The 26,488-nt window shown below is 62.9% G+C and carries 24 protein-coding genes and 1 pseudogene; all 25 read left to right on the top strand.

Annotation, left to right across the window (positions count from 1 at the left end):
• The first annotated feature begins 2 nt into the window (after window positions 1-2).
• The 25 genes and pseudogenes from HYH07_RS24510 to HYH07_RS24400 all read left to right on the top strand — a co-directional run bounded on the left by HYH07_RS24510 (window position 3) and on the right by HYH07_RS24400 (window position 26,476).
• Entirely contained in the window at window positions 3-1,079 is a 1,077-nt protein-coding gene (locus HYH07_RS24510) for an alpha/beta hydrolase (protein ID WP_220004910.1), read from the top strand.
• Window positions 1,080-1,183: 104 nt separating this feature from the next.
• A complete protein-coding gene (locus HYH07_RS24505; RefSeq protein ID WP_220004909.1) occupies window positions 1,184-1,483 on the top strand; it encodes a DUF1330 domain-containing protein in 300 nt (99 codons plus the stop codon).
• A gap of 198 nt (window positions 1,484-1,681) precedes the next feature.
• Window positions 1,682-2,044: a c-type cytochrome gene (locus tag HYH07_RS36835; RefSeq protein WP_409363909.1), complete on the top strand. Its 363-nt coding sequence runs from the start codon at window positions 1,682-1,684 to the stop codon at window positions 2,042-2,044.
• Window positions 2,041-2,727, top strand: a complete 687-nt coding sequence (locus tag HYH07_RS24495; RefSeq protein WP_220004907.1) for a hypothetical protein — start codon at window positions 2,041-2,043, stop codon at window positions 2,725-2,727. Before HYH07_RS36835 ends, HYH07_RS24495 begins: the two co-directional genes overlap by 4 nt.
• 12 nt (window positions 2,728-2,739) lie before the next feature.
• Complete coding sequence (locus HYH07_RS24490; RefSeq protein WP_220004906.1) at window positions 2,740-3,072, top strand: hypothetical protein; 333 nt, start codon at window positions 2,740-2,742, stop codon at window positions 3,070-3,072.
• Window positions 2,982-4,277: an FAD-binding oxidoreductase gene (locus HYH07_RS24485; protein ID WP_220004905.1), complete on the top strand. Its 1,296-nt coding sequence runs from the start codon at window positions 2,982-2,984 to the stop codon at window positions 4,275-4,277. The genes HYH07_RS24490 and HYH07_RS24485 overlap by 91 nt, the downstream gene beginning before the upstream one ends.
• 100 nt (window positions 4,278-4,377) lie before the next feature.
• The gene (locus tag HYH07_RS24480) at window positions 4,378-6,366 is read left to right on the top strand and encodes an acetoacetate--CoA ligase (RefSeq protein ID WP_220004904.1); all 1,989 of its coding nucleotides are present in this window, start codon (window positions 4,378-4,380) and stop codon (window positions 6,364-6,366) included.
• Between the two features lie 260 nt (window positions 6,367-6,626).
• Complete coding sequence (locus HYH07_RS24475) at window positions 6,627-7,448, top strand: SDR family NAD(P)-dependent oxidoreductase (protein ID WP_220004903.1); 822 nt, start codon at window positions 6,627-6,629, stop codon at window positions 7,446-7,448.
• 109 nt (window positions 7,449-7,557) lie between these two features.
• Window positions 7,558-8,454 carry an SDR family oxidoreductase gene (locus tag HYH07_RS24470; RefSeq protein ID WP_220004902.1) on the top strand — a complete coding sequence of 299 codons (897 nt, stop codon included), beginning with the start codon at window positions 7,558-7,560 and terminating at the stop codon, window positions 8,452-8,454.
• A 147-nt stretch (window positions 8,455-8,601) separates the two neighbouring features.
• Window positions 8,602-9,804, top strand: a complete 1,203-nt coding sequence (locus HYH07_RS24465; RefSeq protein ID WP_220004901.1) for an ABC transporter substrate-binding protein — start codon at window positions 8,602-8,604, stop codon at window positions 9,802-9,804.
• A gap of 154 nt (window positions 9,805-9,958) precedes the next feature.
• The gene (locus HYH07_RS24460) at window positions 9,959-10,846 is read left to right on the top strand and encodes a helix-turn-helix domain-containing protein (RefSeq protein WP_220004900.1); all 888 of its coding nucleotides are present in this window, start codon (window positions 9,959-9,961) and stop codon (window positions 10,844-10,846) included.
• 168 nt (window positions 10,847-11,014) lie between these two features.
• Window positions 11,015-12,139 (top strand): maleylacetate reductase, encoded by a 1,125-nt coding sequence (locus tag HYH07_RS24455; RefSeq protein WP_220004899.1) that lies wholly within the window; start codon window positions 11,015-11,017, stop codon window positions 12,137-12,139.
• 25 nt (window positions 12,140-12,164) lie between these two features.
• Window positions 12,165-13,067, top strand: a complete 903-nt coding sequence (locus HYH07_RS24450; protein ID WP_220004898.1) for an intradiol ring-cleavage dioxygenase — start codon at window positions 12,165-12,167, stop codon at window positions 13,065-13,067.
• Window positions 13,068-13,102: 35 nt separating this feature from the next.
• Window positions 13,103-14,893, top strand: a complete 1,791-nt coding sequence (locus tag HYH07_RS24445) for an FAD-dependent monooxygenase (RefSeq protein WP_220004897.1) — start codon at window positions 13,103-13,105, stop codon at window positions 14,891-14,893.
• Window positions 14,894-14,974: 81 nt separating this feature from the next.
• Window positions 14,975-16,300 carry an ABC transporter substrate-binding protein gene (locus HYH07_RS24440; protein ID WP_220004896.1) on the top strand — a complete coding sequence of 442 codons (1,326 nt, stop codon included), beginning with the start codon at window positions 14,975-14,977 and terminating at the stop codon, window positions 16,298-16,300.
• A gap of 31 nt (window positions 16,301-16,331) precedes the next feature.
• Window positions 16,332-16,682, top strand: a pseudogene (locus tag HYH07_RS36830) (ATP-binding cassette domain-containing protein); the annotation flags it as partial.
• Window positions 16,567-17,097, top strand: a complete 531-nt coding sequence (locus tag HYH07_RS36530) for an ABC transporter ATP-binding protein (protein ID WP_409363910.1) — start codon at window positions 16,567-16,569, stop codon at window positions 17,095-17,097. The pseudogene HYH07_RS36830 and the gene HYH07_RS36530, both read left to right, overlap by 116 nt.
• Window positions 17,094-17,798 (top strand): ABC transporter ATP-binding protein, encoded by a 705-nt coding sequence (locus HYH07_RS36395; protein ID WP_228749752.1) that lies wholly within the window; start codon window positions 17,094-17,096, stop codon window positions 17,796-17,798. Before HYH07_RS36530 ends, HYH07_RS36395 begins: the two co-directional genes overlap by 4 nt.
• A gap of 7 nt (window positions 17,799-17,805) precedes the next feature.
• Window positions 17,806-18,672, top strand: coding sequence for a branched-chain amino acid ABC transporter permease (locus HYH07_RS24430; RefSeq protein WP_220004894.1), 867 nt, complete (start codon window positions 17,806-17,808; stop codon window positions 18,670-18,672).
• Window positions 18,669-19,781 carry a branched-chain amino acid ABC transporter permease gene (locus HYH07_RS24425; protein WP_220004893.1) on the top strand — a complete coding sequence of 371 codons (1,113 nt, stop codon included), beginning with the start codon at window positions 18,669-18,671 and terminating at the stop codon, window positions 19,779-19,781. The genes HYH07_RS24430 and HYH07_RS24425 overlap by 4 nt, the downstream gene beginning before the upstream one ends.
• A 990-nt stretch (window positions 19,782-20,771) precedes the next feature.
• Window positions 20,772-22,673, top strand: coding sequence for an ABC transporter substrate-binding protein (locus HYH07_RS24420; RefSeq protein ID WP_220004892.1), 1,902 nt, complete (start codon window positions 20,772-20,774; stop codon window positions 22,671-22,673).
• A 65-nt stretch (window positions 22,674-22,738) separates the two neighbouring features.
• On the top strand, window positions 22,739-23,743 hold the full coding sequence (locus HYH07_RS24415; RefSeq protein ID WP_220004891.1) for an ABC transporter permease: 1,005 nt from the start codon (window positions 22,739-22,741) through the stop codon (window positions 23,741-23,743).
• The gene (locus tag HYH07_RS24410; protein ID WP_220004890.1) at window positions 23,743-24,606 is read left to right on the top strand and encodes an ABC transporter permease; all 864 of its coding nucleotides are present in this window, start codon (window positions 23,743-23,745) and stop codon (window positions 24,604-24,606) included. Before HYH07_RS24415 ends, HYH07_RS24410 begins: the two co-directional genes overlap by 1 nt.
• 38 nt (window positions 24,607-24,644) lie before the next feature.
• Window positions 24,645-25,637 (top strand): ABC transporter ATP-binding protein, encoded by a 993-nt coding sequence (locus HYH07_RS24405; RefSeq protein WP_220004930.1) that lies wholly within the window; start codon window positions 24,645-24,647, stop codon window positions 25,635-25,637.
• Window positions 25,634-26,476, top strand: a complete 843-nt coding sequence (locus HYH07_RS24400; protein ID WP_220004889.1) for an ABC transporter ATP-binding protein — start codon at window positions 25,634-25,636, stop codon at window positions 26,474-26,476. The genes HYH07_RS24405 and HYH07_RS24400 overlap by 4 nt, the downstream gene beginning before the upstream one ends.
• Window positions 26,477-26,488: the final 12 nt, after the last annotated feature.

The following is a 26,488-nucleotide window of genomic DNA, read 5'->3' as shown; positions in this document are numbered from 1 at the left end:
ACGTGACCCAAACTAAAGCAAAACCTGCTCCGTTGGTGCTGGCAGATCAGGGATTCTTTTGGACCGGTTTGGTCCGCCAGCAGACACCGAATGGCACCATCGCTGCGGGCCAGATGTTCGTACAATATCAGATCCCGGAGCACATCCGGCATCCGTATCCCATCGTCATGGTGCATGGAGGTGGGGGGCAGGGAACGGATTTTCTCGGTACTGCCGATGGACGGCCTGGATGGGCCACTTACTTTCTGAAACAGGGGTACGCGGTCTACGTCGTCGACCGCCCGGGGCACGGTCGCTCACCCCTGCATCCGGAGGCTCTGGGTCCCATGACGCCTCCGTTGACATACGAATTTGCCATGACGCTGTTTAGCGCGCCCGGCAAGCAGCCGAACAGCTGGCCGAACGCGCAAAAGCACAATCAGTGGCCCGGCTCCGGCGTCGTCGGTGATCCAGCCCTGGACCAATTCATCGCGACCCAAGGTCCGTTCCTTGTGTTGTTGGCACAGACGCAACAGCTGATGCAGCGAGCCGGAGCCGAATTGCTGGATCGTATCGGTCCAGCGATCCTGCTCACCCATTCCATGGGAGCGCCCTTCGGCTGGCTCGTGGCAGATAGTCGACCGCACCTGGTGAAAGGCATTGTCGCGGTCGAGCCAATGGGGCCGCCTTTCGCGCAATTGCCGATGGGGCTGGGCGACCTCTCCTATGGACTCACTGCGATCCCGATGACGTTCGATCCGCCCGTCGAAGGCCCAACTGAACTGCGGCGCGAAATCCGCAAGGCGCCGAAGGCGGGGCTGGCGGACTGCTTCGTTCAGAAAGAGCCGGCCCGGCGTCTTCCCAACCTCGCATCGATGCCGGTTGCTGTCGTGACATCGGAAGCGTCGGCCTGGTCCATGCACGACCACGGCACCGTTGATTATCTCGTTCAGGCAGGCGTGCGGGCCGTCCATCTGCGGCTCGAAGACCATGGCCTGCGCGGCAACGGCCACCTGATGATGCAAGAAAGGAACAGCGATGACATTGCTGCCTTTCTGGAAAGGTGGATCTCGGAACATGTGGGGTCACGACCAAGATAATTTCAATTTTTCGCGCCGCCGCACTCATGGCGAAGCAGCGGCTGGAAGGTGCGAGTGAGGTGGTCAGGTTTGTCAGCAGACCGTTAGCGCAAGAGGAGTGTGAGATGGCGAAGAAGGGATATTGGGTCGGTCACATCAACGTCACGAACCCGGAGCGCTACAAGGACTACATCGCGGCCAACGCCGGACCATTGAAGAAGTACGGGGCGCGGTTCCTTGTCCGAAACGGTGCATGCGAAGTGCACGGCGACGCACTTCAAGGGCGTCGCCACGTCGTCATCGAGTTCGAAAGCTACGCAATAGCCAAGGCCTGCTACGACTCACCCGAGTATCGGGCTGCGGCCAAGATTCGCGACGAAGCCAGCACCTCCGATTTCGTCATGATCGAGGCCCACGAGGACTAACAGCGATCCGCTTTCCTGGAAAGGTGGATCTCGGAAAACGTGGCGGCACGAACGACGTAGTGCCCCCTTAACGGCTGTGCCGTCGCATCTCTTGGTCAAGCCACAGCGTCAGCCGTCCTGGATATCACAAGCAGAATTGATCAGCGGATTCCGGTCCGCAGGAGGTGATGGGTGCTTCTTTTCGATCAGTCGTCTCACATGATGGGTTTGCTTGGGGCACACTTGCGTCTAGCTCGCGCCAGCGGACATGTGCTGGCTACCGTCGCCGCATTGGCGACTGTGAGCGCCGCCACGGGGGCTGCCGCACAGTCCGCGGGTCAGTGGAAATCGCCCGAGCAAATGTACGGATCGGTTTGCGGCTACTGCCACGATACGCGGGTAGGACCCGTTATCCAAGGGCGTCAGCTTAGCGAAGATATAATCGTAAGCGTCGTCACCAAAGGACTGCGGCAAATGCCGGCCTTTCGCCCAACCGACTTTTCAAATCAAGAGCTGATGGCACTCGCAAAATGGCTGAAAGACAGCCCCCCTCCGGCTAAACCGGCCGAGGTGAAGCGATGAAGATGTCACGGCGGTCCCTTCTAAGCGCGTCTCTCGCGGCGACAGCCGGCGCGGTTTGCCATCCAATCCGCTCCCTGGCCTCTTCTTTCGAGGGCAGGGAGCCGACGTTCTCAATCCGCTTGTTGATCAGCCGTCGCATCGCTGGCTTACCCGTCTCGACATCTTTCACCGAAGGTGTCGTGGCCGGCTTGCGAAATGCGAGCGCCTCGTTGCCCTTGTTCGCACCCGAGCAAGCCATCTTCGGCTCAACCTTCCCCGAAGTGATGGTTGATCTCGAAAATGCGCGAGGAAAGACGATATTGGCGCTTCTGTCCGCTCAGGATGCTGTTCTAGTGAACGAGGGCTTGCGCGAGATTGGAGCCAAAATCGTCTCGCATGGCAACCACAGCACGACAGCTCATCGGTTTATAACCGGATCGCGTGGTGGGATCGGCAATGTCTTCGCCTCAAGTCCGGGGTCCAGAGTCGGCAACTGCACGGTTGATGAAATCTGCCTCGGTAACTCCTCTGTCGCGCTGTCTCCAACGGTGAGCGACGGGTCAGAATGGCCCTACCGGTTGGGTTACGTCCTATCCAGCATCATGGCTGGGAGCGATACGGCTTTTCCAGCAAGCATGCTGCGGAGTAGTCGCAATCAGTCTCCCTTCGACATCGACCTCGTCTCTATTGTCAGCAAAATCTAAAAGAGCGTTGCCATGGACGACAATATCATTCTGCCTGAAGGCCTGACGAAGGCTGAATTCACGAAGGCCATAGAGGCGTTCCGCGCCGTCGTTGGCGTGGACAATGTGATTGTCGACCTCGATCGTCTCGTTCCTTATACGAAGATCATGATCCCGGAGGACGAAAAACTTCACCAGCCTTCGGCGGTGATCATTCCTCTAACTGTTGATCACGTCCAAAAGGTCGTCGGCCTCGCCAATCAGTACAAAATCCGTTGTGGCCTATCTCAACAGGGCGCAATTTTGGATATGGGTCGGCCGCGCCAGCTACTGCTGGGCAGATCGTCATCGATCTGCGGCGTATGAACAAGATTATCGAAGTAGACGCTGAGATGTGTACCGCCTTGGTCGAGCCGGGCGTTACATACGAGCAATTGCGCAACTATATCGAGGAACGGAATCTGCCCCTCTGGCTCAGCTTTCCGTCATCCGGGCCGATCGCCGGACCGGTGGGAAATACGCTCGACCGGGGAGTAGGCTATAATCGCTACGGCGAGCATATGGCGCATTTCTGCGGCCTCGAAGTCGTCTTGCCGAACGGCGATCTCGTCAGGACCGCCATGGGCGGCGTCAAAAGCGGCACGGCCTGGCAAGCCTATCGCTGGGGTTATGGCCCGTGGGTCGACGGCCTGTTCTCTCAATCCAATTTAGGCATCGTCACCAAGATGGGGCTGTGGCTCATGCGCAAGCCGCCCGCCTCGATGACATTCACGGCCGTTTGGAACGAAATCGAGGGCGCGGCGAAGGGCATCGAGGTATTGCGCAATCTGCGCCTGAACAACGTCCTTGAGAATTCGCTGTTGGGCCATGTGCTCTATGGCGTCGCGTGTGAGGCGCCTCGGAAGGCCCTTTACAACGGTCCAGGCGCGATTCCGGACGAAGTAATCGCGGAGATTGCACGCAAGGCCGGCGCCCCCATCTGGAATGCCATTGCGACGCTCTATGGCACCCAGGAGCAGATCGCCGTCAATTTCAAGATCGTGAAAGAGGCTTTCGAACCAACCGGTGCGATCATCCTCACCGAAGATCAGGTCGGACCAAATCCGTTCTTCCGGCATTGGCAAGGCGCCATGACGGGCCGACCGGATCTGGTTGAATTCGGCCTCTACAATTACCGTGGCGGCGGCGGGTCCGTCTGGTTCTCGCCGTTGGCGCCGGCCCGCGCGGAAGATTTCAAGAAGCAGGTTGGCCTGGTCAAGACAACGCTGGCCGAGTTCGGATTCGATTACCTGGCCGGTTTTCTTGTCGGGGGACGGCATATGGAGCATGTCTGCGAGATTGCCTTCGACCGGACCGACGGCGAGGAGATGCAGCGCGCCTATCTTTGTTATGACAAACTGCTGAGGGTCAATGCAGAGGCCGGGTACGCGGTCTACCGGACGAACACTGCCTTCATGAACAAAGTTGCCGATATTTATGGACCGGCACAAAAGAAGTTCAATCAAACCTTGAAACGGGCTCTCGATCCGAACGGCGTCATTGCGCCCGGCAAGTCTGGCATATTCGTGTAGAGCGGCGATAGCTCACCGGAGCGGCGCCGCAGGCAGACCTGAAGAACCCTCGTGATCCAATTTTTGGCTTCTAAAGCTCCCGCTGAAAGAGATCGAAGTGATGAAAGCAACTGCGACTTTGGAGCTGCTGTGGACCCCGTCCGAGGACAAGATCGTCGGGTCTCGCTTGTGGGATTACATGAGTTGGCTTGATGAGCGCCAGGGTCGCGAGTTCGAGGACTACGAGGACCTCTGGCGCTGGTCGACGAGCGACCTGAACACCTTCTGGGGATCGATCTGGGACTATTTCGACGTGCGGGCAGACGGCGACCCGACCCCCGTGCTGCAATCGGACGCGATGCCCGGCGCCGATTGGTTTCCGAATACCCGCCTGAACTATGCCGAGCACATCTTCCGCGCTGCTCGGCCCGAATCGCCTGCGCTCGTTGTGCTCAGTGAAACGGGCGAGGCCCGGGAGGTTAGCTGGGAAGCTCTGCGAAAACAGACGGCTGCGCTGGCGGCAACACTGCGTCGTCTCGGCATCAAGCGGGGTGACCGCGTCGCGTCCTACCTGCCCAATCGTCCGGAGACGGTCGTTGCGCTTCTGGCGTGCGCCAGCATTGGCGCCATCTGGTCCAGCTGCTCCCCCGAGATGGGGCGAACCATGGTGCTCGATCGTTTCGGCCAGATCGAACCGAAAGTTCTGTTTGCGGCCGACAGCTACACCTATAACGGCAAGACCCACGATCGCGCGCCTATCGTCGAGGATTTGCGCGAGGGGCTTCCGAGCGTCGGTCACATCATCCATGTCCCCGGCCCGCTCGCGGCGGAGCGGCCGATCCGATGGCGCAACGTGATGAGCTGGGGCGATGCCCTCAGCGGCGACGCCGAATTGCAATTCGATCGAGTGCCGTTCTCGCACCCGCTCTGGATCGTCTATTCCTCGGGAACGACGGGCTTGCCGAAGGGAATCGTACACGGCCACGGCGGTATCGTCGTTACCCATCTCAAAACCATGTCGCTCCAGCACGACCTGCGTCCCGGCGAACGCCTGATGTTCCTGGCAAGCACTGGATGGATCGTGTGGAACCTGCAGGCCGGCGCGCTGCTGACGGGTGCCTCGATCGTACTGTACGACGGCAATCCGGCCTGGCCGGACAATCGGGCGATCTGGAAGCTGCTGGATGCGTACGGCGTCACGCATTTCGGCTGCGGCGCCGCGTTTCTCACCAACTGCATGAAGGACGGCTTGCGCCCAAAAGAATTCGTCGCGCTGGAGAAGCTGCGGTCGATCAGCTCGACCGGCTCGCCGCTGCCGGCCGAGGCCTATCGGTGGGTCTACGACGCGATCAAATCAGATCTTTGGCTTGCGTCGATCAGCGGCGGTACCGACATAGCTTCGGGCTTCGTGAGCTGCAGTCCTGTGCTGCCGGTCCATGCCGGAGAAATCCAATGCCGTGAACTCGGCGTCGCAGCATTCGCCTTCAACGAGGCGGGTGAATCGGTCATCGACGAGGTCGGCGAGCTCGTCATCGTCAAGCCGATGCCGTCGATGCCGGTTTTCTTCTGGAACGATGAGGGCGGCCGACGCTACCGGGAGAGCTACTTCGAGCAGTTTCCCGGCCGTTGGCGACAGGGCGACTGGATCCGTTTTTCAGCCGCCGGGACCAGCCAGATCTACGGTCGCTCCGATACCACCATCAACCGGTTTGGCATCCGTATCGGAACCGCGGAGATCTACCGCGTTGTCGAGGACATCGCAGAAATTCGCGACAGTCTGGTTGTCGATCTCGAGTATCTCGGGCGAGAATCCTACATGCCGCTCTTCGTCGTGCTGCAGCCGGGGCTCATGCTCACCAATGAACTCAAGGCGAGGATCGCCACCCAGATCCGCACCTACGGATCCGCTCGCCACGTGCCGAGCGAGATCTTCCAGGTCGAGGAGATCCCACGCACCCTGACCGGCAAGAAGATGGAGCTTCCGGTGCGCAAGCTGCTGCTTGGCACTCCCGCCGAAAGAGTGGCGAGCCCGGATTCCATGGCGAACCCGGCGAGCTTCGAATACTTCGTCCGGTTCGCGGAACAGTTGAACCTGCCGCAGCGGGTGTAGGGCGGGAATGGCACTGCGATGATGATGTCGCATTGCGACATGCAGTTTGTGTCAGTTTTTTGCAAGCCGGATCGATTTGTGCAGGCGGCGGTATCCAGCCTCTCCTAAATTTCTTCGATAAACGCTGCGCAAGAACGACGCGGAATTCTTGGGGGAGACGCGCATGGCATTGTCCAATGCTGGCGAGCGACCTCGCATTGGCTTGCGAACAGCTAGACATCCCAGGGGATGGCATAGGCTGTTCGATTAGGGAGGCGCTGATGATGTTCGAGAGGTTCTCTGTCGAGGGCTATGGCGCGATTGTCACGGGCGGTGCCAGCGGCATCGGTCTCGCTTTTGTCGAAGCACTGGCCGATAGCGGTGCACGGGTCGCGATCCTTGATATGGACTCGGTCTCTCTGGGTAAACAGGTGGACCGGCTCTTCGCAAGAGGTTTGGACGTTCGAGGTCACAAGCTTGATGTGACTGATCGCAAGGCGGTCGATCAGGTCTTCGCAGAAGTCGCAGCAGAATACGGACGCCTCGACGTGGTTTTTGCCAACGCGGGCATCGATCCCGGAATTGGCTTTTCCAACCCGGACGGCAGCCCGTCCGAGGCAGGTGCTATCGAAAACTACGAGGACGAGCGGTGGAACAGAAACATTGAGGTTAATCTCAATGGCATCTTTGCCACCATTCGCGCTGCCGCGCGCCACATGAAACGAGGCGGAGGAGGCGGGAGCATCGTGGTCACGACATCGATCGCCGCCTACTTGAATGAGGGCATGATAGGGGCGGCCTACATGGCCGCGAAGGCGGGAGCAGCACATCTGGCGCGCAACGCTGCTCTCGAACTGGCCCCACACAAAATCCGCGTGAACGCAGTCGCGCCCGGGTTCATCGTCACGAACATAGGAGGTGGGTGGCTAAAGCAACCCGAGGTCCAGAATTCAATAGGAGCCACGATCCCGATCGGCCGCATTGGAGACGCTGACGACCTGAAGGGATTGGCTCTTTTCCTGGCGTCCCCCGCGTCCAGCTACATTACCGGTGCGCAAATTCCGATTGATGGCGGTGTGAGCCTCGGAAAGAGGCTCGCTTGAATCGGCGGCGAATGCTGGAAGGCGGCCGCGGACGCTGTCAAAGACGCTCATGCTCGAGAAGGCGCGATGACGTCGAGGGGCGTGCGCAAGGAATCAGGAGCACCATCGAATGAAAGATATCGAAGACAAGGTCGCGTTCATCACGGGAGGCGCGAGTGGGATCGGGTTCGGAATGGCCCGCGCGTTCCTGCAACATGGGGTGAAGGTCGTTATCGCGGACGTCCGTCAATCGCATCTCGATGCGGCGGCTTCCGCCCTCGATCGCTCCAACAAGAACTACCATCTGATCCGTCTGGACGTTACCGACCGCGAGTCAATGGCGCGGGCCGCGACGGAGAGCGAGAAGGTATTCGGCAAGGTCCACATACTCTGCAACAATGCAGGCGTATCGAGCATGGTGGCTATGGAAGACGCGAGCTTCGCGGATTGGGATTTTGTCATGAACATCAACGTCGGGGGCGTCGTCAACGGCGTCGCGACGTTCGTTCCCCGGATTCGGGCGCATGGAGAAGGTGGTCACATCGTCAACACCTCCTCGATGGCCGGCATCCTCGCGCTTCCAAATCCCGGCGGCATCTACTCGACATCCAAATTCGCGGTGCGCGGCCTGACGGAGTCCTTGCGAATGGCGCTCGGACCTCACAACATCGGCGTTTCGCTCCTTTGTCCCGGCCTGGTTCGCAGCAATCTCGTCGACACGACGCTTGCCCTCAACACGTCCAGTTCTGCTCAATCGGCGGGCGGCCCGTTCGCGGCCGGCGGTTCGCCGTTGGAAGCCGGGATGGATCCTCTCGCCGTAGGCGAACGGGTGGTCGAAGGAATCGTCGGGAACGAGCCATACATTCTTCCGCACGGGGAATTCAAAGACGAAGTCGCAGAATCGTTCGGAGAGATACTTCAGTCGTTCCCCACCGATCGAGACGTCGATCCGAAACGGCAACAATTCGAGGCGATGCGCCGGCAAGCGACGACGGAGGCCAAGCGCTTGGCTGCAAGCATTGGTTAGAACTTCGATCTGGCACGCGAAGGCCGCGCCGATCTCCGTTGGACGCCCGCTCGCAGCCGAGTAATTCGACAGACGTCGCAAGAATCGGGGGAAAGCTATGCCCCGGACAAACAGCCGCTCTCAGCGCGGCCTATCAGGGAGGTGTCGATGCGAAGCGCTATCGCAGCTGCAGGGCTGTACGTGGTCTGGTCCGCTCTCGCGGCGCCGGCTGTAGCGGAAGACGAGCCCGGCATCACCGCCACCGAGATCCGCATCGGACAGACCATGCCCTATAGCGGGCCAGTGTCCGCCTTCGGCATCCTCGGCAAGGGCGAAGTCGCATATTTCAAGATGGTGAACGACCGCGGCGGCATTAACGGCCGCAAAGTCAACCTGCTCTCGCTCGACGATAGCTACGTGCCACCCAAGACCGTGGAGCAGACGCGCCGGCTGATCGAGAGCGACCAGGTTTCGTTCATCTTCTCGACAATGGGCACCGCGCATAACACGGCGATCGCCAAATACCTGCAGGGCAAGAAGGTACCCCAGCTGTTCGTCGCCTCGGGCGCCTCGAAGTTCGGTGACCCTACGCAGTTTCCCCTGGGGCTGATGGGCGTGATGGCGCCGTTCCGGAACGAGGCCCGCATGTATGCGCGCTATGCGTTGCAGAAGAAACCCGAAGCGACCTTCGCGGTGCTGGCGCAGAACGACGATTTCGGGCGCGACTACCTCGCCGGGCTCAAGGACGTGCTCGGTGATCGTTACGAGACGGCAGTCACGGCGGCGACCTACGAGCCGACCGAGCCGACGGCCGACTCCCAGATCGTGAAGCTCAAATCGACCGGCGCGGATGCGCTCGTGATCGCCGCGACGCCGAAATTCGCTGCGCAAGCGATCCGCAAGACTTACGAGATCAACTGGCGTCCGATGACGTTCCTGACCAATGTGTCGGTATGGATGTCCTCCGTGATGGAGCCCGCCGGGCTCGACGCCGGCACCGGCATCATCTCGAGCGCCTATGTCAAGGATCCGCTCGATCCGGCCTGGGCGGACGATCCCGGGGTGAAGGGATGGCGCGACTACATGGCCAAATACGTGCCTGACGGTGACATCCGCGATTCCAACTACGTCAACAGTTACAACAACGGCATGGTGCTGGAGCACGTGCTCAAGGCGGCCGGCAACGACCTCAGTCGCGAGAACATCCTGCGGCAGGCGCTGTCGATCAAGGACCTGGAATTGCCGATGCTACTGCCCGGCATCAAGGTCAATACCGGCGAGAGTGACCATCTGCCGGTCGAGCAGCTGCAGTTCATGCGCTTCACCGGCAAGCAGTGGGAGCGGTTAGGCGAGGTGCTCTCCACCAAGTAGCGTCGATATCGAACCGGATGCAATGATGTCGAGGCAGGTTGGTCCGCGGGTGTTGCCATTGCGCTGCAGCAACGATGGGAGCGATCGTATTGAAAATTGAGGGCCATTGGGTTTTACTCCGCGGCACCGAAGCTTCGAGCCCTTGGTCTGTCGGATGCAGGCGACGTCGAATTTTGGGGTGCAGGAGACGCACGGGATCCTGAACCGCTTCCAGGCCGAATTCCGCGGCTCGAGCGAAGGGCTCGGCTGGTCGTCCGCATTTGCCTCGGTTCAGCGCGAAAGGCCGTTTGAGGGGCACTTCCACGCACTTTCAGACAATCTGATGGTGTTACATCGGGGCGGCCCGGTCGACATCACGTATGTGATGGACGGCAAGTCGGTTGCCCGGCACATCCCGCGCGGTGGGGTTTTCTTCCTGCCGGCCGGCCATGCATGCAACGTGCTCCTGCGCGAACCGCTGGAATCCACCCATATCTATCTGCGTTCCGCCCTTTTCGCCGGCCCTGACGGGTCGTCAGGCGTGATCGGCGGCCTCGCGCCGATGCTCGGCGATCAGGACGCTGTGCTGGAGCATCTTGCCTCGGCGATCGGTGATACCATCACCGGTGGTTTGCCGGCCTCCTCGCTGTTCGTCGATCCGATCGCGCAAGCGATCGCCAACCGTTTCGTGGCGATCAATTTCCACAAGCCGAGCACGGAAGCCGGCAAGCATCCGAACCTGCTCGGTGGCAGGCAGATGGCACGCATTCGTGAATTCGTCGATGCCAATATCGATAGCGATATCCGTCTCGACCAGCTGGCGGAGCTGTGCGGTCGCAGCACCGAGTATTTCGTGCGGATTTTCAAGGCGACCAACGGCGTCTCGCCTTATCAATACGTGCTCAATTTGCGCATAGAGCGCGCCAGGGCGCTGCTTGCCGACGAGACCTTAAGTCTGGCCGAGATCGCGCTGGCTTGCGGCTTCTCCCATCAAGAGCATTTCACGCGGATGTTCCGCCGCTTTACTGGCATAACACCCGGACGATACCGACACAGCCACTAGATTTCGCTGATTGTGGCCGCGGCTGTCGAAGGCCCGATCCGGCCCTGCATTATTTTTCCGGTTTTGTGCAGATTTTCTTCGGTTTCGTGCAGGCCCACCGCGCTAGGCCGACCCTAACTTCCTCCCAACGACATCAGATCGCCGGTTCGCCGGCTTGGGAGGATTGCCATGAGCATCGCGCTGGCCGATGCCGGAGGCGCGTCCGTTGCGACGGCCGGTGATGCCGGCAAGGGTGCGTTTGCCTACTGCTCGCGGCAATATCGCGTCCTGTTCGGTACCGGCACCTCGGCGCGAATCGGCGAGGAGGCAGAGCGCCTCGGCATCAAGCGGGCGCTGGTGCTAACCACAAGCGAGCAGCACGACCTCGGGCGGCGGCTCGGCACGGGCCTCGGTAACAGGCTCGCCGGGCTGTTTGCCGGCGCACGCATGCATACGCCGGTTGAAGTCACCAACGAAGCGCTTGGGATTGTGGAATCCCGCGACATCGACGGGCTGGTCGCGATCGGCGGCGGCTCGACGGTCGGACTCGGCAAGGCGCTCTCGCTGCGCACGGGGTTGCCGCATATCGCGATGCCGACCACCTATGCCGGCTCCGAGATGACGCCGATTCTTGGCGAGACGAGCAACGGCATCAAGACCACGCAGCAATCCCAGGATCTGGTGCCTGATACTGTCATCTACGATGTCGATCTCACCGTGAGCCTGCCGCTGCATATCTCCGCCGCGAGCGGCCTGAACGCAATCGCTCACGCGGTGGAGGCACTCTATGCGCCAGACGCCAATCCTCTGACCTCGCGGATGGCGGAGGATGGCATCGCCGCGCTCGCCCGCGCGCTGCCGCGCATCATGGTGGCGCCCGCCGATCCCGGCGCCCGTCGCGATGCGCTCTATGGCGCCTGGCTGTGCGGCATCTGCCTCGGCGCGGTCGGCATGTCGCTGCACCACAAGCTCTGCCACGTGCTGGGCGGCATGTTCAACCTGCCGCATGCCGAAACTCACGCGATCGTGCTGCCGCACGCCGCCGCCTACAACGCGGCTGCCGCGCCTGAGGCCATGACTCGCGTCGCGCGGGCACTGCACAGCGCCAATGCTCCGCAGGGCCTGTTGGACCTTGCCCGGCAGCTCGCGCTGCCGCGCGCGCTCGCCGACATCGGAATGCCCGAGGACGGCATCGCACGCGCCGCGGAGATGGCGGTGCGCAACCCCTATGCCAACCCCAGACCGATTGATCGCCCCCCGATCGAGCAATTGATCGCGGCAGCCTGGCGCGGCGATGCGCCCGCGCAGGACTGAATCTCAGGGATCCAAGGACAACACCATGGCCAATTTCAACGAGCATAACCTCACTGACGAGGTGATCAGCAGCTTCGCCAACACGCCGAACAAGCGGCTGAAGTTCCTCATCGAGGAGACGGTGAAATCGCTGCACGATCTGGTGCGCCGCACCGAACTCACCTTCGAGGAATGGAATCAGGCGATCGAGTTCCTGACCCGCACCGGCCAGACCTGCACGCCGCTGCGCCAGGAGTTCATCCTGCTCTCCGACGTGCTCGGCGTCTCGATGCTGGTCGACGCCGTCAATCACCGCGAGCGCGAGGGCGCGACCGAGACCACGGTGCTCGGCCCGTTCTATGTCGGCGAGCACCGCGTTACGCCGCACGGTGGCAATATCTCCGAGGGTATCGACGGTGAAGTGATGTTCGTGCAGAGCCGCGTCACCGACCTCGCCGGCAAGCCGCTCGCCGGCGCCGAGATTGACGTCTGGCATGCCGATGACGATGGCTTCTACGATTCGCAGAAGGCCGATTACGCGAGCCACGGTCCGTCGCTGCGCGCGCGCTTCGTCACCGATGCCGACGGCCGCTTCTCGTTCCGCACGATCTTGCCGTGCAGTTATCCGATCCCGACCGACGGCCCGGTCGGCGCTCTCATCACCGCCACGCAGCGGCATCCGATGCGCCCCGCGCATGTGCACTTCCTGGTCAAGGCCGAAGGCTACGAGCCGCTGATCACCCACGTCTTCCTCGATGGCGACCAATATCTGCGAAGCGACGTGGTGTTCGGCGTCAAGGACGAGCTCATCGCGCGCGTCGAGCCGCGCAACGAAGCCGCGCTGCCGAACGGCGAGCGGGTCTCCGGCCCGTGGCACCTGATGACTTACGACTTCCAGATGAAGCCCGGCGCAGGGCTGGTGCCCCGGCCGATGATGGCCGCGGAATGACGATTGCAACCAACAACACGACGAAGGAGAGAATGATGACCAGCAAACCGATCGAGACCGACGTGCTTGTCGTCGGCAGCGGCCCGGCCGGCGCGACGGCGGCGGCGCTGCTCGGCATGTACGGCGTCAGGCACATCTTGGTGACGAAATATGGTTGGCTGGCTGACACGCCGCGCGCCCACATCACCAACCAGCGGGCGATGGAGGTGCTGCGCGATCTCGGCCTCGAGGACAAGGCGGTGGCGCAGGCGGTGCCGCAGCATCTGATGGCCAATAACGTGTTCTGCGAAAGCCTCGCCGGCGAGGAGTTCGGCCGGCTCTATTCCTGGGGCAATCATCCCTCCCGCAAGGCGGATTACGATCTCGCCAGTCCGACCCGGATCTGCGACCTGCCGCAGAATTTGCTCGAACCGATCCTGATCGAGGCCGCCGGCCAGCGCGGCACTTCGCTGTGCTTCAACACCGAGTTCGTCGACCTGGTGCAGGATGCCGACGGCGTCACGGCAACGGTAAAGGATCGGCTATCCGGCGAGACCTACCAGATCCGCGCGAAGTATCTGATCGGCGCCGATGGCGGCCGCAGCCGGGTTGCCGAGGTGATCGGGCTGCCGATGCAGGGTCAGATGGGCCGCGCCGGCAGCATGAACATCATCGTGCAGGCGGACTTGAGCAAATACGTCGCGCACAGGCCGAGTGTACTCTATTGGGTGCTGCAGCCTGGCGCTGAGATCGGCGGCATCGGCGCCGGCCTGATCCGCATGGTGCGGCCCTGGAATGAATGGCTGATCATCTGGGGCTACGACATCGAGCAGGGCGAGCGCAAGCTCAGCAATGACGAGGCGATCTCGATCGTGCGCAATCTCGTCGGTGATGAGACGCTGGAGGTCAAGGTTCGCTCGACCTCGACCTGGACCGTGAACGAGATGTATGCCGGCCACTACGCGTCCGGCCGCGTGTTCTGTGTCGGCGATGCCGTGCACCGCCATCCGCCGACCAACGGCCTCGGCTCCAATACCTCGATCCAGGACTCCTATAATTTGTGCTGGAAGCTGAAGCTGGTGCTCGAGGGCCATGCTTCGCCGTCGCTGCTCGAGACCTATTCGGCCGAGCGCCAGCCGGTCGGCAAGCAGATCGTGACCCGCGCCAACAAGAGCATCGGCGACTTCCCGCCGATCTTCGAGGCGGTGGGACTTGTCGCCTCGACCGACCCGATTGAGGCGCGCAAGGCGATCGCCGCGCGCAAGGCGCCGACCGCCGAGGGCAAGGCGCGCCGCAAGAAGCTCTATGAGGCCATCGCCAACAAGAGCTACGAGTTCAACTGCCACGGCGTCGAGATGAACCAGCGCTATGGCTCGACCGCCGTGGTGTCCGACGGCACGCCGATGCCGGCCTTCAGTCGCGATCACGAACTTTATTATCAGGCCACCACCTGGCCCGGGGCGCACTTGCCGCACGTCTGGGTCGAGCATCGGGGCCAGCGCAAATCGACGCTCGATCTTGTCGGCAAGGGCCGTTTCACGCTGCTCACCGGGATCGGGGGCGATGGCTGGAAGGCGGCGGCTGCCGCGATCGAGAAGGCCTACGGCCTGCCGGTCGATGTCGTCACCATCGGCCCGCAAGGCTGCGATGCGCTCGACATTTATGCCGACTGGTATCGCCAGAGCGAAGTCGACGAGGACGGCTGCGTGCTGGTGCGTCCCGACATGTATGTCGCCTGGCGCGCCAGAGAGGCGGCCGTGAATGCCCCAGACGTGCTGCTCGACGTGTTCGGCCAGATCCTCGGCCGTAGCGCCAAGGCGCAGGAGAAGTCCGTCGCCGCCGCATGATGCGACGCTGCGCGGATAATGTTCCAGAACGGAATGAACGGCAGCCGGCTTGAAGACCGGCTTGCCTCAAGGGAGGGGAAAATGACCAACGACCTGTTGAATATAAAGTCTTTCGATCGCCGCCGTGTGCTGCAGGGCATCGCCGGTGGGCTCACAGCCGCAGGCACGACGACTTTGTTCGCGCCGGCGGTGCGGGCGGCCAACAAGCCGATCAAGATCGGCTATGTCTCGCCGAAGAGCGGTCCGCTGGCGGCCTTTGCCGAAGCCGACGATTTCGTGCTCGGCGAGTTCAGAAAGTTCATCAAGGATGGCGTCAAGGTCGGATCACAGACCTATGCGGCCGAGGTGGTGACCAAGGACAGCCAGTCGAATCCGAACCGAGCCGCTGAAGTGGCAAAAGAGCTAATCACCCGTGACAATGTCGGGCTGATCGTGGTCGGCGCCACGCCCGAAACCAACAATCCGGTGGCGACGCAGTGCGAGCTCGAGCAGGTGCCGTGCATCTCGAGCGTGGCGCCGTGGCAGACCAACTTCATCGGCCGGCAGGCCAATCCGGGCGATCCCAAGAGCTGGAAGCCGTTCGAATACACCTTCCACTATTTCTGGGGGCTGGAGGACGTGATCGGCGTCTTCACCAGCATGTGGAGCCAGGTCGCGACCAACAAGTCGGTGGGCGCGCTATTCCCCAACGATGCCGACGGCAACGCCTGGGGCGACACCACCATCGGCTTCCCGCCCGTGCTGGCCAAGCAGGGTTTCAAGCTCACCGATCCCGGCCGCTTCCAGAACCTCACCGACGATTTCAGCTCACAGATCGCCGCGTTTCGTGGTGCCGATGCCGAGATCGTCACCGGCGTGATCATCCCGCCCGATTTCACCACGTTCTGGAACCAGGCACGACAGAAGGGGCTGAAGCCGAAAGTCGTGTCGGTCGCCAAGGCGCTGCTGTTCCCGGCGTCGGTGCAGGCGCTCGGCAAGGGCGGCAACAACATCTCGACCGAGGTGTGGTGGACGCCGACGCATCCCTACAAATCGAGCCTCAGCGGCGTCAGCGCTGCCGATCTCGCCAAGGGATATGAGCAGGCCTCCGGCAAGCAATGGACCCAGCCGATCGGCTTCGTGCATTCGCTGTTCGAGGTCGCAATCGACGCCATCAAGCGCTCCGGCGACCCAGCGGATGGCGCGGCGTTCGCGAAGGCGATCGGCGCCACCAGGCTCGATACGATCGTCGGCCAGATCGAGTTCGGCTCCAGCGCCGTGCCGCCGTTCGCCGCGAAGAACATCGCCAAGACGCCGCTGGTCGGCGGCCAGTGGCGGCTCAGCGACGACAAGTACAACATGGTGATCACGGACAACAAGCTGGCGCCGCAGATTCCGCTCGGCGGCGACATGCAGGCGCTGAGTTAGCGCAAGCCAGCTGCTTCATCGAAGGAAGAGGATGCGTGGCGTCGCTGCGCATCTCCTCTCCGCCGAAACCAGATGTGGGCGAACCATGCTCGAACTCCATGCCATCTCGAAACGGTTCGGCGCCATCGTCGTTGCCGACGCGATCGGCCTGTCGCTGTCCTCGGGCGAGGCGCTGGGCGTGATCGGGCCGAACGGCGCCGGCAAATCGACCCTGTTCAACCTGATCACCGGGCTGCTGCGGCCCGATGCCGGCCGCATCGTTCTCGATGGCGTCGACATCACGGGTCTCTCGCCCGAGGCGCGCTGTCGCGCCGGCATCGGGCTCGTTCCAGATCCCGCAGCCGTTCGACCATCTCTCGGTGTTCGAGAACCTTGCGGTCGCCGCGCTGTTCGGCGGCGGCCTGTCGGAGGCGGATGCGATCCAGCATTGCGGCCGCATGCTCGATCTGACCGGCCTCGAAGCCAAGGCCAATCGGCTCGCGGGCAGCCTGCCGCTGCTCGATCGCAAGCGGCTCGAACTGGCGCGGGCGCTCGCCACCCGGCCGCGCACGCTGTTGCTCGACGAGATCGCGGGCGGCCTCACCGATGCCGAATGCCGCGAACTGGTCGAGACCATCCGCACCATCCATGCCGAAGGCATCGGCATCATCTGGATCGAGCACGTGGTGCATGCGCTGCTCGCGGTGGTGCAGCGGCTGGTCGTCTTGAACTTTGGCAAGGTCGTCGCCCAGGGCGCACCAGTCGAGGTGATGCGCTCGCGCGAGGTGCAGACCATCTATATGGGCGTGCCGGCATGACCGCGCTGCTCAATGTCACGGCGCTCGATGCGTTCTACGGCGACTTCCAGGCGCTGTTCGGCATCGACTTCGAACTGAACCAGGGCGAGGCGGTCGCAGTGATCGGCGCCAACGGCGCCGGCAAGTCGACCATGCTGAAATCGCTGGCGGGGCTGGTGAAGAACCGTCCCGATGCGATCCGCTTCGAGGGACGGGCGATCGGCGATGCGTCCGCCGCGAGCATCGTCCGGCTCGGCCTCGCCCTGGTGCCGGAGGGCAGGCAATTGTTTCCCTCGCTCAGCGTCGAGGAGAATCTCCTGATCGGCGCCTATGGCGGCGAACGCAGCGCGCCGTGGGATCTCGCCGCGGTCTACCGCATGTTCCCGGTGCTGAAGGAGCGGCGGCGCGGCGCCGTCACCGCGCTGTCGGGCGGGCAGCAGCAGATGGTGGCGATCGGCCGCGCGCTGATGTCCAACCCACAGGTCCTGCTGTGCGACGAGATCAGCCTCGGCCTCGCGCCCATCGTGGTGGAGGACATCTACCGCATGCTGCCGCAGATCCGCTCCGGCGGTACCGCCGTCGTGCTGGTCGAGCAGGACATCGCCCGCGCATTACGGGCTTCGGATCGCTTCTACTGTTTGCAGGAGGGACGGGTGACGCTGAGCGGACGGCCGGGGGATGTCGATCAGGACACCATCCGCGCGGCCTATTTCGGAGCATGAGGGAGCGATGAGCGGGTTCGACACCATCATCGAAGGCGTGCTGCTCGGCGGCGTCTATGCGCTGTTCGCGCTCGGCCTGTCGCTGATCTTCGGCATCATGCGCCTGGTCAATCTGGCGCATGGCGATCTGATCCTGCTTGCCGCCTATCTGGTGCTCAGCGCCACCACCGCGCTCGGTCTGCCGCTTGCGGCCGCATCCCTGCTGGTCGTCATCACGATGTTCGTGCTCGGCTTCGTGCTGCAGCGGCTGGTGCTGGAGCGGGTGCTCGGCGACGACATCCTGCCGCCGCTGCTCGTCACCTTCGGCCTGTCGATCGTGATTCAGAACGGACTGCTGCTTGGCTACGGCGCCGACAGCCGCCGGCTGCAGGCAGGCGCCTTCGAATCCTCGTCGGTGGCGCTCGCCCCCGGCCTGAGCGTCGGGCTGGCGCCGCTGACCGCGCTGGTGACGGCGGTTGCCGCCGTCGCGCTGCTCCAGCTCATCTTCTATCGCACCTCGCTCGGCCGCGCCTTCCGCGCCACTGCGGATAATCCCGCGATCGCGCAGTTGATGGGCGTCAACGAGCGCAATGTCTACGCCATCGCGGTCGGACTGTCGCTCGCTGTGTCGGTGATCGCCGCTGTTGTGCTTGGTATTCGCGCCAGCTTCGATCCGTCGATCGGGCCGGCGCGGCTGCTCTACGCATTCGAGGCGGTGATCATCGGCGGGCTCGGCAGCCTGTGGGGGACGCTGGCGGGCGGCATCGTGCTCGGGCTGGCTCAGGCGATCGGAGGGCGGATCAATCCGGAATGGCAGATCTTGGCTGGCCATCTCGCCTTCCTTGTCGTGCTGATGGTGCGGCCGCGAGGCCTGTTCCCGGCGAGGCGGCCATGAGCGTCGAAAGCATCCATATCCCGGCAAGCCGCGAGCAGCGCCCGGTGGACGCGCCGGTGTGGCAGGTTCGGGTCGGCACACGGCTGTCGCATGTCGCGGCCGTCGCCGGCATCGCGTTGATCGTGGCGCTGGCCGCGCTGCCCGCGATCGCCTCGCGCAACCTGATCCAGGATCTGATCTTCGTCTTCACCATGCTGACCTTGGCACAGCTCTGGAACGTGCTGGCCGGGTGGGGCGGGCTGGTATCGGTCGGGCAGCAGGCGTTTGTCGGGCTCGGCGCCTATGCGCTGTTTGCCGGCATCGTGATGGCCGGGCTCGATCCGGTTGCGGCGATCCCGCTGGCCGGACTGTTCGCGGCGCTGGTCGCGGCGGTGCTTGGGCCGCTGCTGTTCCGGCTGGAAGGGCCATATTTCGCGATCGGCAGCTGGGTCGCCGCCGAAGCGCTGCGGCTGATCTGCGCCCAGTTCAAGTCGCTCGGCGGCGGCACCGGGATGTCGATCTCGCCGGGCGAACTGTCGCGGATGGTCGGGCTGAAGACGGTGCAGGCGCTGCTTGGCCTGCGCCCGGCGGCCGCGCGCGACGTGCTGGTTTATTGGCTGGCGCTGCTGCTCGCCGTGCTGGTCACGCTCGGCATCTACGCCTTCATGCGCTCGCACCACGGCCTTGCGCTGGCCGCAAGCCGTGACAACGCAGCGGCGGCGCGCAGCGTCGGCGTCCGCACCGCGCGGACTCGCCACGTGCTGTGGATCGCAGTCGCGTTCGCCACCGGCATGGTCGGCGCCGTGGTTTATTTGCAGAAGGCGCGTATTTCGCCTGATGCGGCCTTCAGCGTCACCGACTGGACCGCCTATGTCATCTTCATCGTCGTGATCGGCGGGGTGCGCACCATCGAAGGTCCGATGGTCGGCGTGCTCCTGCTGTGGGGACTCGTCACCTATCTCGCCCAGTATGGCAGTCTCTATCTGGTCGTGCTCGGCACGCTCGCCATCCTGATCATGCTGTTCATGCCCAACGGCGTGTGGGGCGCGGCAGCTCGACGCTGGCAATTGCAGCCGTTCCCGACCCAGCGCTGGCTCGGCCGCAGCGAGTCCGGCCCAATGCCATTATGACCAACGGATAGATATTCGACATGACAGCAACAGCCTCCGTTTGAACAGGCCGTGCACCGTGGCTCAACCATTGCGCGATATCATCTACCCTGCGCGCATCCCGGGGTAGTCATTTCGATACCAAAGGCCGTCAGGCTCCTTCAGAACGCCGTCGTCGAGCAGGCGGGCTATCGCGATTTCGTGTTCGAGCGCAGCCGAACGCCAACCACCTCTTCAGGTCGTCGGGCAAAACACCCCACCACCTCCGTCAACCCCTCCTTACAAAAATATTCCACTTTACCGAAATTCGGAAATATCGTATATATCGCGCCATCCCGGCTCATCCTTGAGGGGCGGTCTCGAGTCGTCTTGATTGCGAGCCGGGCTTGCGGTGGACGCGGGCAGCGTTGGGCGCGAGAGGAGCGGGCAGGGCGGGTAGTCCCTGTGAGCCCGAGACCTTCGCGCAGACGAACGGCGCTGTCAGGTTCGTCTCGCCTGCATGCTTCCGGCAACGTCGACAAGGCCGGACGATCATGCGGCGAACGCGCGAACCCCAGCGTACGGCAAAACCGTGTGGTCCTGGCCGTCGTCGCTACGGTCAAGCTTTCGCGGAGGTGTGGGGAGCCCAACCGGGTGAAGCGCATCGTCAATCCGCGGGGCGAGGGAGGCCAGAAGGAATTCGGCTCCCGGGAGAGCGCGGCATAAGCCGTCAAACCACTGCGCAGGGAAGGCCGAGTGTTTGGCCACACCTGTATGCTGCTGTGCGGTTCTTCCTGCGCTACATCTTCGCGCAGCGGACCGCGGGTGCGAGGTCGGCACCCGGTCTTCCCTGCGCCCTCTCGGCTCTACGAGGGCGGAACGATGAGCAAGGCTCGGGCGAATATGCGCCGCGAGAACATAAGCGCGCGTCTGCGGTTGCGCTGCCGTCCAAGATTCCTGTTGTCCCCGGACTCCGACGCCTTTAGCATCGCTCAAAACGGGCATCGGGACGAAATTCGCCGCGAGGACATCATGCGCTGCATCAGTCCATTGCTGCTGGCCGCTTGTGTGCTGGGATCGCTGCAGTTCGCATCAGTGGAACCTGGTCATGCGCAGGGAATTCCGCAAAACATTCCGAGGAAGGATCTGCTGATCCTGGAAAACCCGGAAGGCACCGTCAAGAACGCCGGCTGGTTCAACATCTGGGTGATCAACGCCAACTCGCAGTCCAACGGGCTGCAGCAGGCCGCGCTTGATACGCTCTGGTACATCGATCCCGAGAGCGGTCTCGACGGCGTCTGGGACAATTCGCTGGCCGCCGACAAGCCGCAATACAATGCCGACTTCACCGAAATGACGGTTAAGCTGCGCAGCGGCATCTTCTGGAGCGACGGCGTCGAATTCACCGCCGACGATGTCGTCGCAACCGTGACGACCCAGATCAAAAATCCGGCGATGCGCTTCAGCGCAGTGTTGACGAGCAACGTCGCCTCGGTCGAGGCGCCGGATGCCCACACCGTCGTGTTCAAGCTCAAAAAGCCCAATTCACGCTTCCACGCCAACTTCACGGTGCGCTGGGGCGCGGTGTGGATCCTGCCCAAGCACGTCTTCGACAAGGTCGAGGATCCCGTCAAATTCGACTTCAACAAGCCGGTCTCGCTCGGCGCCTATGTGCTGCATAGCTACGATCCCGACGGCAAATGGTACATCTGGCAGCTTCGCGATGACTGGCAACGCACCACGCTGGCGCGCTTCGGCAAGCCGGGTCCGAAATATCTCGCTTATGTCGATCCCGGGCCGCCCGACAAGCGGGTGATCGCGCAGCTCAACCATGAGCTCGACGTCATCCACGACATCGCGCCGGAAGGCATGTTCGCCCTCGCCAAGCAGAGCAAGACGACGCGGGCCTGGTTCAAGGGATTCCCTTACGGCCATCCCGATCCGACGCTTCCCGCCGTCATCTTCAACACCCAGAACGAGAACTTCAAAAATCCGGACGTGCGCTGGGCGCTGGCGCTGTTGATCGACATCAAGGCCGTGGCCATGGCGGCCTATCGCGGCGCTGCCACCATATCGGCGATCGGCGTGCCGCCGACCGGAACCCATCCGGCCACCTATCACGCGCCGATGGAAGACTGGCTCAAGAGCTTCGAGATCGACACCGGCAAGCGCAAGATCAAGCCGTACGACCCGACCATCGGCAAGCAGATCGCCGACATGCTGCGGCCGTCCATGGGCGAGCAGATTCCGACCGATCCGGCGGAGATCGCCAAGGCGTTCGGCCGGGGCTGGTGGAAGACCGATCCGGTCGCGGCGCAGGAGCTGCTGGAGAAGGCAGGCTTCAGCAAGCGCGGCGGCGCCTGGGTCACGCCGGACGGAAAACCCTTCAGCGTCCGAATCATGGTCGAAGGCGATCTGCGTCCGGTGATGACGCGCGCCGGAACGATGATCGTGCAGCTGTGGAAGCAGGCGGGCATCGATGCCAAGATCGACGTCGCGCAAGGCACGCTGCCGACGCGGCGTGCCGCCGGCGATTTCGACAGCTTCATCGGCTGGAGCGTCGAGACCTGGGGCGGCCACCAGGACCTGTCCTATTTCCTCGACAGCTGGCATTCGCAATTCGTCGCCGAGCCGGGCAAGCCGCAGCCGCTGCGCAACTGGCAGCGCTGGTCCAATCCCGCGCTCGACAAGATCATCGAGGAGATCCGCACCGTCGGCTTTGACGATCAGAGGTCGATCGAGCTCGGCAAGGACTACGTCAAGCTCGCGGTGAAGGAGATGCCGACCATTCCGCTGATGGCCTACAACGTGTTCACCGCGATGGACCAGACCTACTGGACCGGCTTTCCGACATCGGAAAATCCCTACACCAATCCCGTGCCGAACTGGGGCAATTCGCGTTACATGTTCGTGCGGCTGAAGCCGGCAAGTTAGGTCGCGATGACATTAAGGCGACCGCATCTGCCAGAGCGACCTTGCCGAGCGTCCCGGGTGCTGCCATGAGCGGGTACGCCGGCTATGTCGGCCGCCGGCTCGCGCAGTTCGTGCTCGTCGTCTTCATCGGCATCAACATCGCCTATGTCGTGACGCATGCCTCGCCGATCGATCCCGTCGAGCAATCGATCTCGGCGGTGACCTCCTTCGGCAACACCGCGCCCGATGCGATCGAACAGATGCGCAAGTCGTTGCGAGAGCTCTATGGTCTCGGCGGCACGCCCGTTCAGCAATATCTGGCGTTCTGGAAGCGGATCCTGAGCGCCGATTTCGGTCCGTCGCTGTCGGCATTTCCGACCCCGGTCGGCACCCTGATCGGACGCGCGCTGCCCTGGACGGCGGGCCTGCTCACGGTTTCAATCCTCATCGCCTGGGTGCTTGGCAATCTGCTCGGAGGACTTGCCGGCTATTACCGGCAGAGCCGCGGGCTGAAGCTGATGGGGGTGATCGCCATGGGCCTTCATCCGATCCCCTATTACATCCTGGCCATGCTGCTGCTGATCCTGTTCGGTTTCATCTGGCCGGTGCTTCCGATCAGTGGCGGGGCGACGATGAATCTGCCGCAGACCCTGACACCCGAATTCGTCTGGAGCGTGCTGCAGCACGCGATCCTGCCGGCGCTGTCGCTGATCCTGATCGGCGTGGGCAGCTGGTTCCTCGGCATGCGTTCGCTGGTCGCCAATGTCCTCGCCGAGGACTACGTCGTCTACGCCGAGCTTGCCGGCGTGAAGTCCTGGCGCATCCTGACATCCTACGTGATGCGCAACGCGCTGGTGCCGCAGGTCACGGGCCTTGCGATGTCGCTCGGCGGAATCTTCAACGGCGCCGTGATCACCGAAAAGGTGTTCGGCTATCCCGGGCTCGGCTCGTTGCTGGTCGATGCCGTCTATGCCGGTGATTACGGCCTGGTCCTCGGCGTCACCACCATCTCGATCCTCGGCGTATCGGTCGGCGTGCTCGCGATCGATCTGCTGTATCCGCTGCTCGATCCCCGGGTGAAGGTCAGCTGATGGTCGTCTTTCTCCGCGACCTGCTGCGCTACAGGGCCGAATTCCGCATCGGGCTCGTGCTGGTTGCCGTCGTCCTGCTGCTGTCGGTGCTGGCGAACTTTTCGCCCTATCCGCCCGACAGCGTCTATGTGGTGCCGCCGGACCTGCCACCGTCGTTGACATATTGGTTCGGCACCACGTCGCGCGGCCAGGACGTGTTCTGGCAGTTGAGCTTCGCCATCAGGAACACGTTGCTGTTTGGCGGTACGGTGGCCCTGGTCAGCCGCCTGGTTGCGCTCGCGGTCGGGCTCGTCAGCGGCTACAAGGGCGGCTGGATCGATCGCGCCCTGATGTCCGTGAACGACACCTTCATCGTCATCCCGCTGCTGCCGATCCTGGTGCTGTTCTATTTCGTGATGCGCGACCGCATCTCCTGGCTGATGCTGGCGCTGATCATGGCCTGTTTCGGCTGGGCCTATGATGCGCGGCTGATCCGCTCGGTGGTGATGAGCCTGCGGCAGCGCGAGTTCACCCAGACCAGCATGTTCTCCGGAATGAGCACGCGGCAGATCCTGACCGAGGAACATCTGCCCTATGTCCTGCCGATCCTGTTCTCCACGACCATGAACAACATGGTGTGGTCGATCGGGCTCGAGGTGACGCTTGCGGTGCTCGGCTTCACCGACATCAACATCCCGACGATCGGCGGCATGATCTATTGGGCCAACCAGCACACGGCGATGGTTGCGGGCATCTGGTGGTGGATCGCGTTTCCGACCATCGCGGTGATCATGGCGTTCATAGGGCTGTTCCTGCTCGCGGTCTCGGTCAACGCCCATATCGATCCGAGAAGCCGGCTCTGGAACGTGGGAGAGGCTTTGTGATGCACGCGAGCGTCGAGCAGCCGCACGGGGAGCAGGATGTGCAGCCGCTTCTCGTCGTTCGCGACCTGCAGGCCTATTACCGGACCAGCCACGCCGGCGTCAGGCGTGCCATCCGTGCGGTTGACGGTGTCAGCTTCGCCGTGCGTCGCGGCGAGATCTACGGTCTCGCCGGGGAATCGAGCTCGGGCAAGACCACGCTGATCAAGAGTATCGCCGGCGCGATCAAGCCCCCGCTCGAGATCGTCGGCGGCAGCATGGAGTTTGCCTTCCTGCCCGGCTATGGCGGATTGCACCGTGCGCCGCCGGTGGAATTGGAGCGGATTCGCTGGCGGCATCTATCCTACATCATGCAGGGTTCGATGAACGTGCTGAACCCGGTGCGTCGCATCCGATCCTCGTTTATCGATTTCGCCTATCCGCATATCGGCGGCAGCCGAAAGCAGTTCGAGCAGCAGGTGGTCGCCCATCTGGCGCGCGTGAGACTCGATCCGTCGGTGCTTTCAGCCTTTCCCCACGAGCTCTCGGGCGGGATGCGGCAACGCGCCGCGCTTGCGCTGGCGACGATCTGCCGTCCCGGATTTATCATTGCCGACGAGCCGACCACCGCGCTCGACGTGGTGGTGCAGAAGGAGGTGCTGGGCATGATCCGCGGCATTCAGCGCGAGACCAGCTCCTCGGTGCTGTTCGTCACGCATGACATGGGCGTGCATGCGCATATCACCGACCGTCTCGCCATCATGTATGCCGGGCGCCTCGTCGAGGAGGCCGCGACGGCGGAAATCTTCCGCAACCCGTTGCATCCCTACACCCAGAACCTCATCTCGAGCCTTCCGCGCATCGGCGAGGACGCGCCGCGCGCGGGGCTTGGCGGCGCGCCGCCAAATCTGGCCGATCCCCCGTCGGGTTGTCGCTTCCATCCGCGATGCCCGCTCGCACGCGAGATTTGCAGCCGCGAGGTTCCTGTCATGCGCGAAGCGACCGCCGGGCATCGCGTGGCATGCTTCGCCGTCAACGGGGACGACAGGTCATGAACGATCTGCTGCTCGACGTCATGGAGGTCAGCAAGACCTTCGTCCGCGGAAGGCTGTTCTCGCGGGAGAAGATCGTTGCGGTGGACAAGGTGAGCTTGCAGCTTGCCGCCGGGCGGCCGGAGATCCTGGCGATCATCGGCGAATCCGGCAGCGGCAAGACGACGCTTGCCCGGATGATCCTGAACATGGTGACGCCGACCAGCGGCAGATTGCTGCTCGACGGCACCGACCTTGCGGCCATCAGCAGCAGTGCCGGCCGCCTCGCGTTCATGCACAAGGTGCAGCCGATCTTCCAGAATCCGTTTGAATCCTTCAATCCCTTGAAGCGGGTTGAGCGGTATCTGCTTATGACGCGACGTCGATTTGCGGCCGCGGCAGGGGAGAGCACGGCTGCGACGGCCGTCGATGCGGCGCTGCACAAGGTGGGCTTGTCGCTTGAGGAGGTGAGCGGCAGATACCCGCATGAGTTGTCGGGAGGACAGCTGCAACGCGTCGCGATTGCCCGTGCGCTGCTGGCCGAGCCGAAATTGATCGTGGCGGATGAGCCGGTCTCCATGATCGACGCGTCCTTGCGCATGTCCATCGTCAATCTGTTCAAGACGTTACGGGACGAACTGGGGATATCGATCATCTATGTCACGCACGATCTGGCGACCGCCTACTACATCAGCGATCGTATCATGATCATGCATAAGGGCAGCGTCGTCGAAAGCGGTGATGCGCGAGCGGTGCTGAGGGCGCCGCGGCATCCCTGTACTCGCCAGTTGCGCGAAGCCGCTCTGTTGCCTCAAATTGCCGGCGGCGGCGCAAATGCCTCCGGTACGACCCAAGTCATTTGATCCAGGACATTC

The organism is Bradyrhizobium sp. BR 10261 (assembly GCF_019455395.1).
In the GTDB taxonomy this organism is placed as follows: domain Bacteria; phylum Pseudomonadota; class Alphaproteobacteria; order Rhizobiales; family Xanthobacteraceae; genus Bradyrhizobium; species Bradyrhizobium manausense.
The sequence above is the reverse complement of the archived record's forward strand: the minus strand, read 5'-3'. Positions and strand labels throughout refer to the sequence as shown.

What these genes read in the sequence shown, in the direction of transcription:
- HYH07_RS24475 (WP_220004903.1), top strand. Translation starts at nt 6,627, where the DNA reads ATGATGTTCGAGAGGTTCTCTGTCGAGGGCTATGGCGCGATTGTCACG.
- HYH07_RS24445 (WP_220004897.1), top strand. Translation starts at nt 13,103, where the DNA reads ATGACCAGCAAACCGATCGAGACCGACGTGCTTGTCGTCGGCAGCGGC.
- HYH07_RS24465 (WP_220004901.1), top strand. Translation starts at nt 8,602, where the DNA reads ATGCGAAGCGCTATCGCAGCTGCAGGGCTGTACGTGGTCTGGTCCGCT.
- HYH07_RS24420 (WP_220004892.1), top strand. Translation starts at nt 20,772, where the DNA reads ATGCGCTGCATCAGTCCATTGCTGCTGGCCGCTTGTGTGCTGGGATCG.
- HYH07_RS24460 (WP_220004900.1), top strand. Translation starts at nt 9,959, where the DNA reads ATGCAGGCGACGTCGAATTTTGGGGTGCAGGAGACGCACGGGATCCTG.
- HYH07_RS24495 (WP_220004907.1), top strand. Translation starts at nt 2,041, where the DNA reads ATGAAGATGTCACGGCGGTCCCTTCTAAGCGCGTCTCTCGCGGCGACA.
- HYH07_RS36530 (WP_409363910.1), top strand. Translation starts at nt 16,567, where the DNA reads ATGGCGTCGACATCACGGGTCTCTCGCCCGAGGCGCGCTGTCGCGCCG.
- HYH07_RS24440 (WP_220004896.1), top strand. Translation starts at nt 14,975, where the DNA reads ATGACCAACGACCTGTTGAATATAAAGTCTTTCGATCGCCGCCGTGTG.
- HYH07_RS24455 (WP_220004899.1), top strand. Translation starts at nt 11,015, where the DNA reads ATGAGCATCGCGCTGGCCGATGCCGGAGGCGCGTCCGTTGCGACGGCC.
- HYH07_RS36835 (WP_409363909.1), top strand. Translation starts at nt 1,682, where the DNA reads ATGATGGGTTTGCTTGGGGCACACTTGCGTCTAGCTCGCGCCAGCGGA.
- HYH07_RS24410 (WP_220004890.1), top strand. Translation starts at nt 23,743, where the DNA reads ATGGTCGTCTTTCTCCGCGACCTGCTGCGCTACAGGGCCGAATTCCGC.
- HYH07_RS24480 (WP_220004904.1), top strand. Translation starts at nt 4,378, where the DNA reads ATGAAAGCAACTGCGACTTTGGAGCTGCTGTGGACCCCGTCCGAGGAC.
- HYH07_RS24450 (WP_220004898.1), top strand. Translation starts at nt 12,165, where the DNA reads ATGGCCAATTTCAACGAGCATAACCTCACTGACGAGGTGATCAGCAGC.
- HYH07_RS24425 (WP_220004893.1), top strand. Translation starts at nt 18,669, where the DNA reads ATGAGCGTCGAAAGCATCCATATCCCGGCAAGCCGCGAGCAGCGCCCG.
- HYH07_RS24400 (WP_220004889.1), top strand. Translation starts at nt 25,634, where the DNA reads ATGAACGATCTGCTGCTCGACGTCATGGAGGTCAGCAAGACCTTCGTC.
- HYH07_RS24415 (WP_220004891.1), top strand. Translation starts at nt 22,739, where the DNA reads ATGAGCGGGTACGCCGGCTATGTCGGCCGCCGGCTCGCGCAGTTCGTG.
- HYH07_RS36395 (WP_228749752.1), top strand. Translation starts at nt 17,094, where the DNA reads ATGACCGCGCTGCTCAATGTCACGGCGCTCGATGCGTTCTACGGCGAC.
- HYH07_RS24505 (WP_220004909.1), top strand. Translation starts at nt 1,184, where the DNA reads ATGGCGAAGAAGGGATATTGGGTCGGTCACATCAACGTCACGAACCCG.
- HYH07_RS24430 (WP_220004894.1), top strand. Translation starts at nt 17,806, where the DNA reads ATGAGCGGGTTCGACACCATCATCGAAGGCGTGCTGCTCGGCGGCGTC.
- HYH07_RS24470 (WP_220004902.1), top strand. Translation starts at nt 7,558, where the DNA reads ATGAAAGATATCGAAGACAAGGTCGCGTTCATCACGGGAGGCGCGAGT.
- HYH07_RS24490 (WP_220004906.1), top strand. Translation starts at nt 2,740, where the DNA reads ATGGACGACAATATCATTCTGCCTGAAGGCCTGACGAAGGCTGAATTC.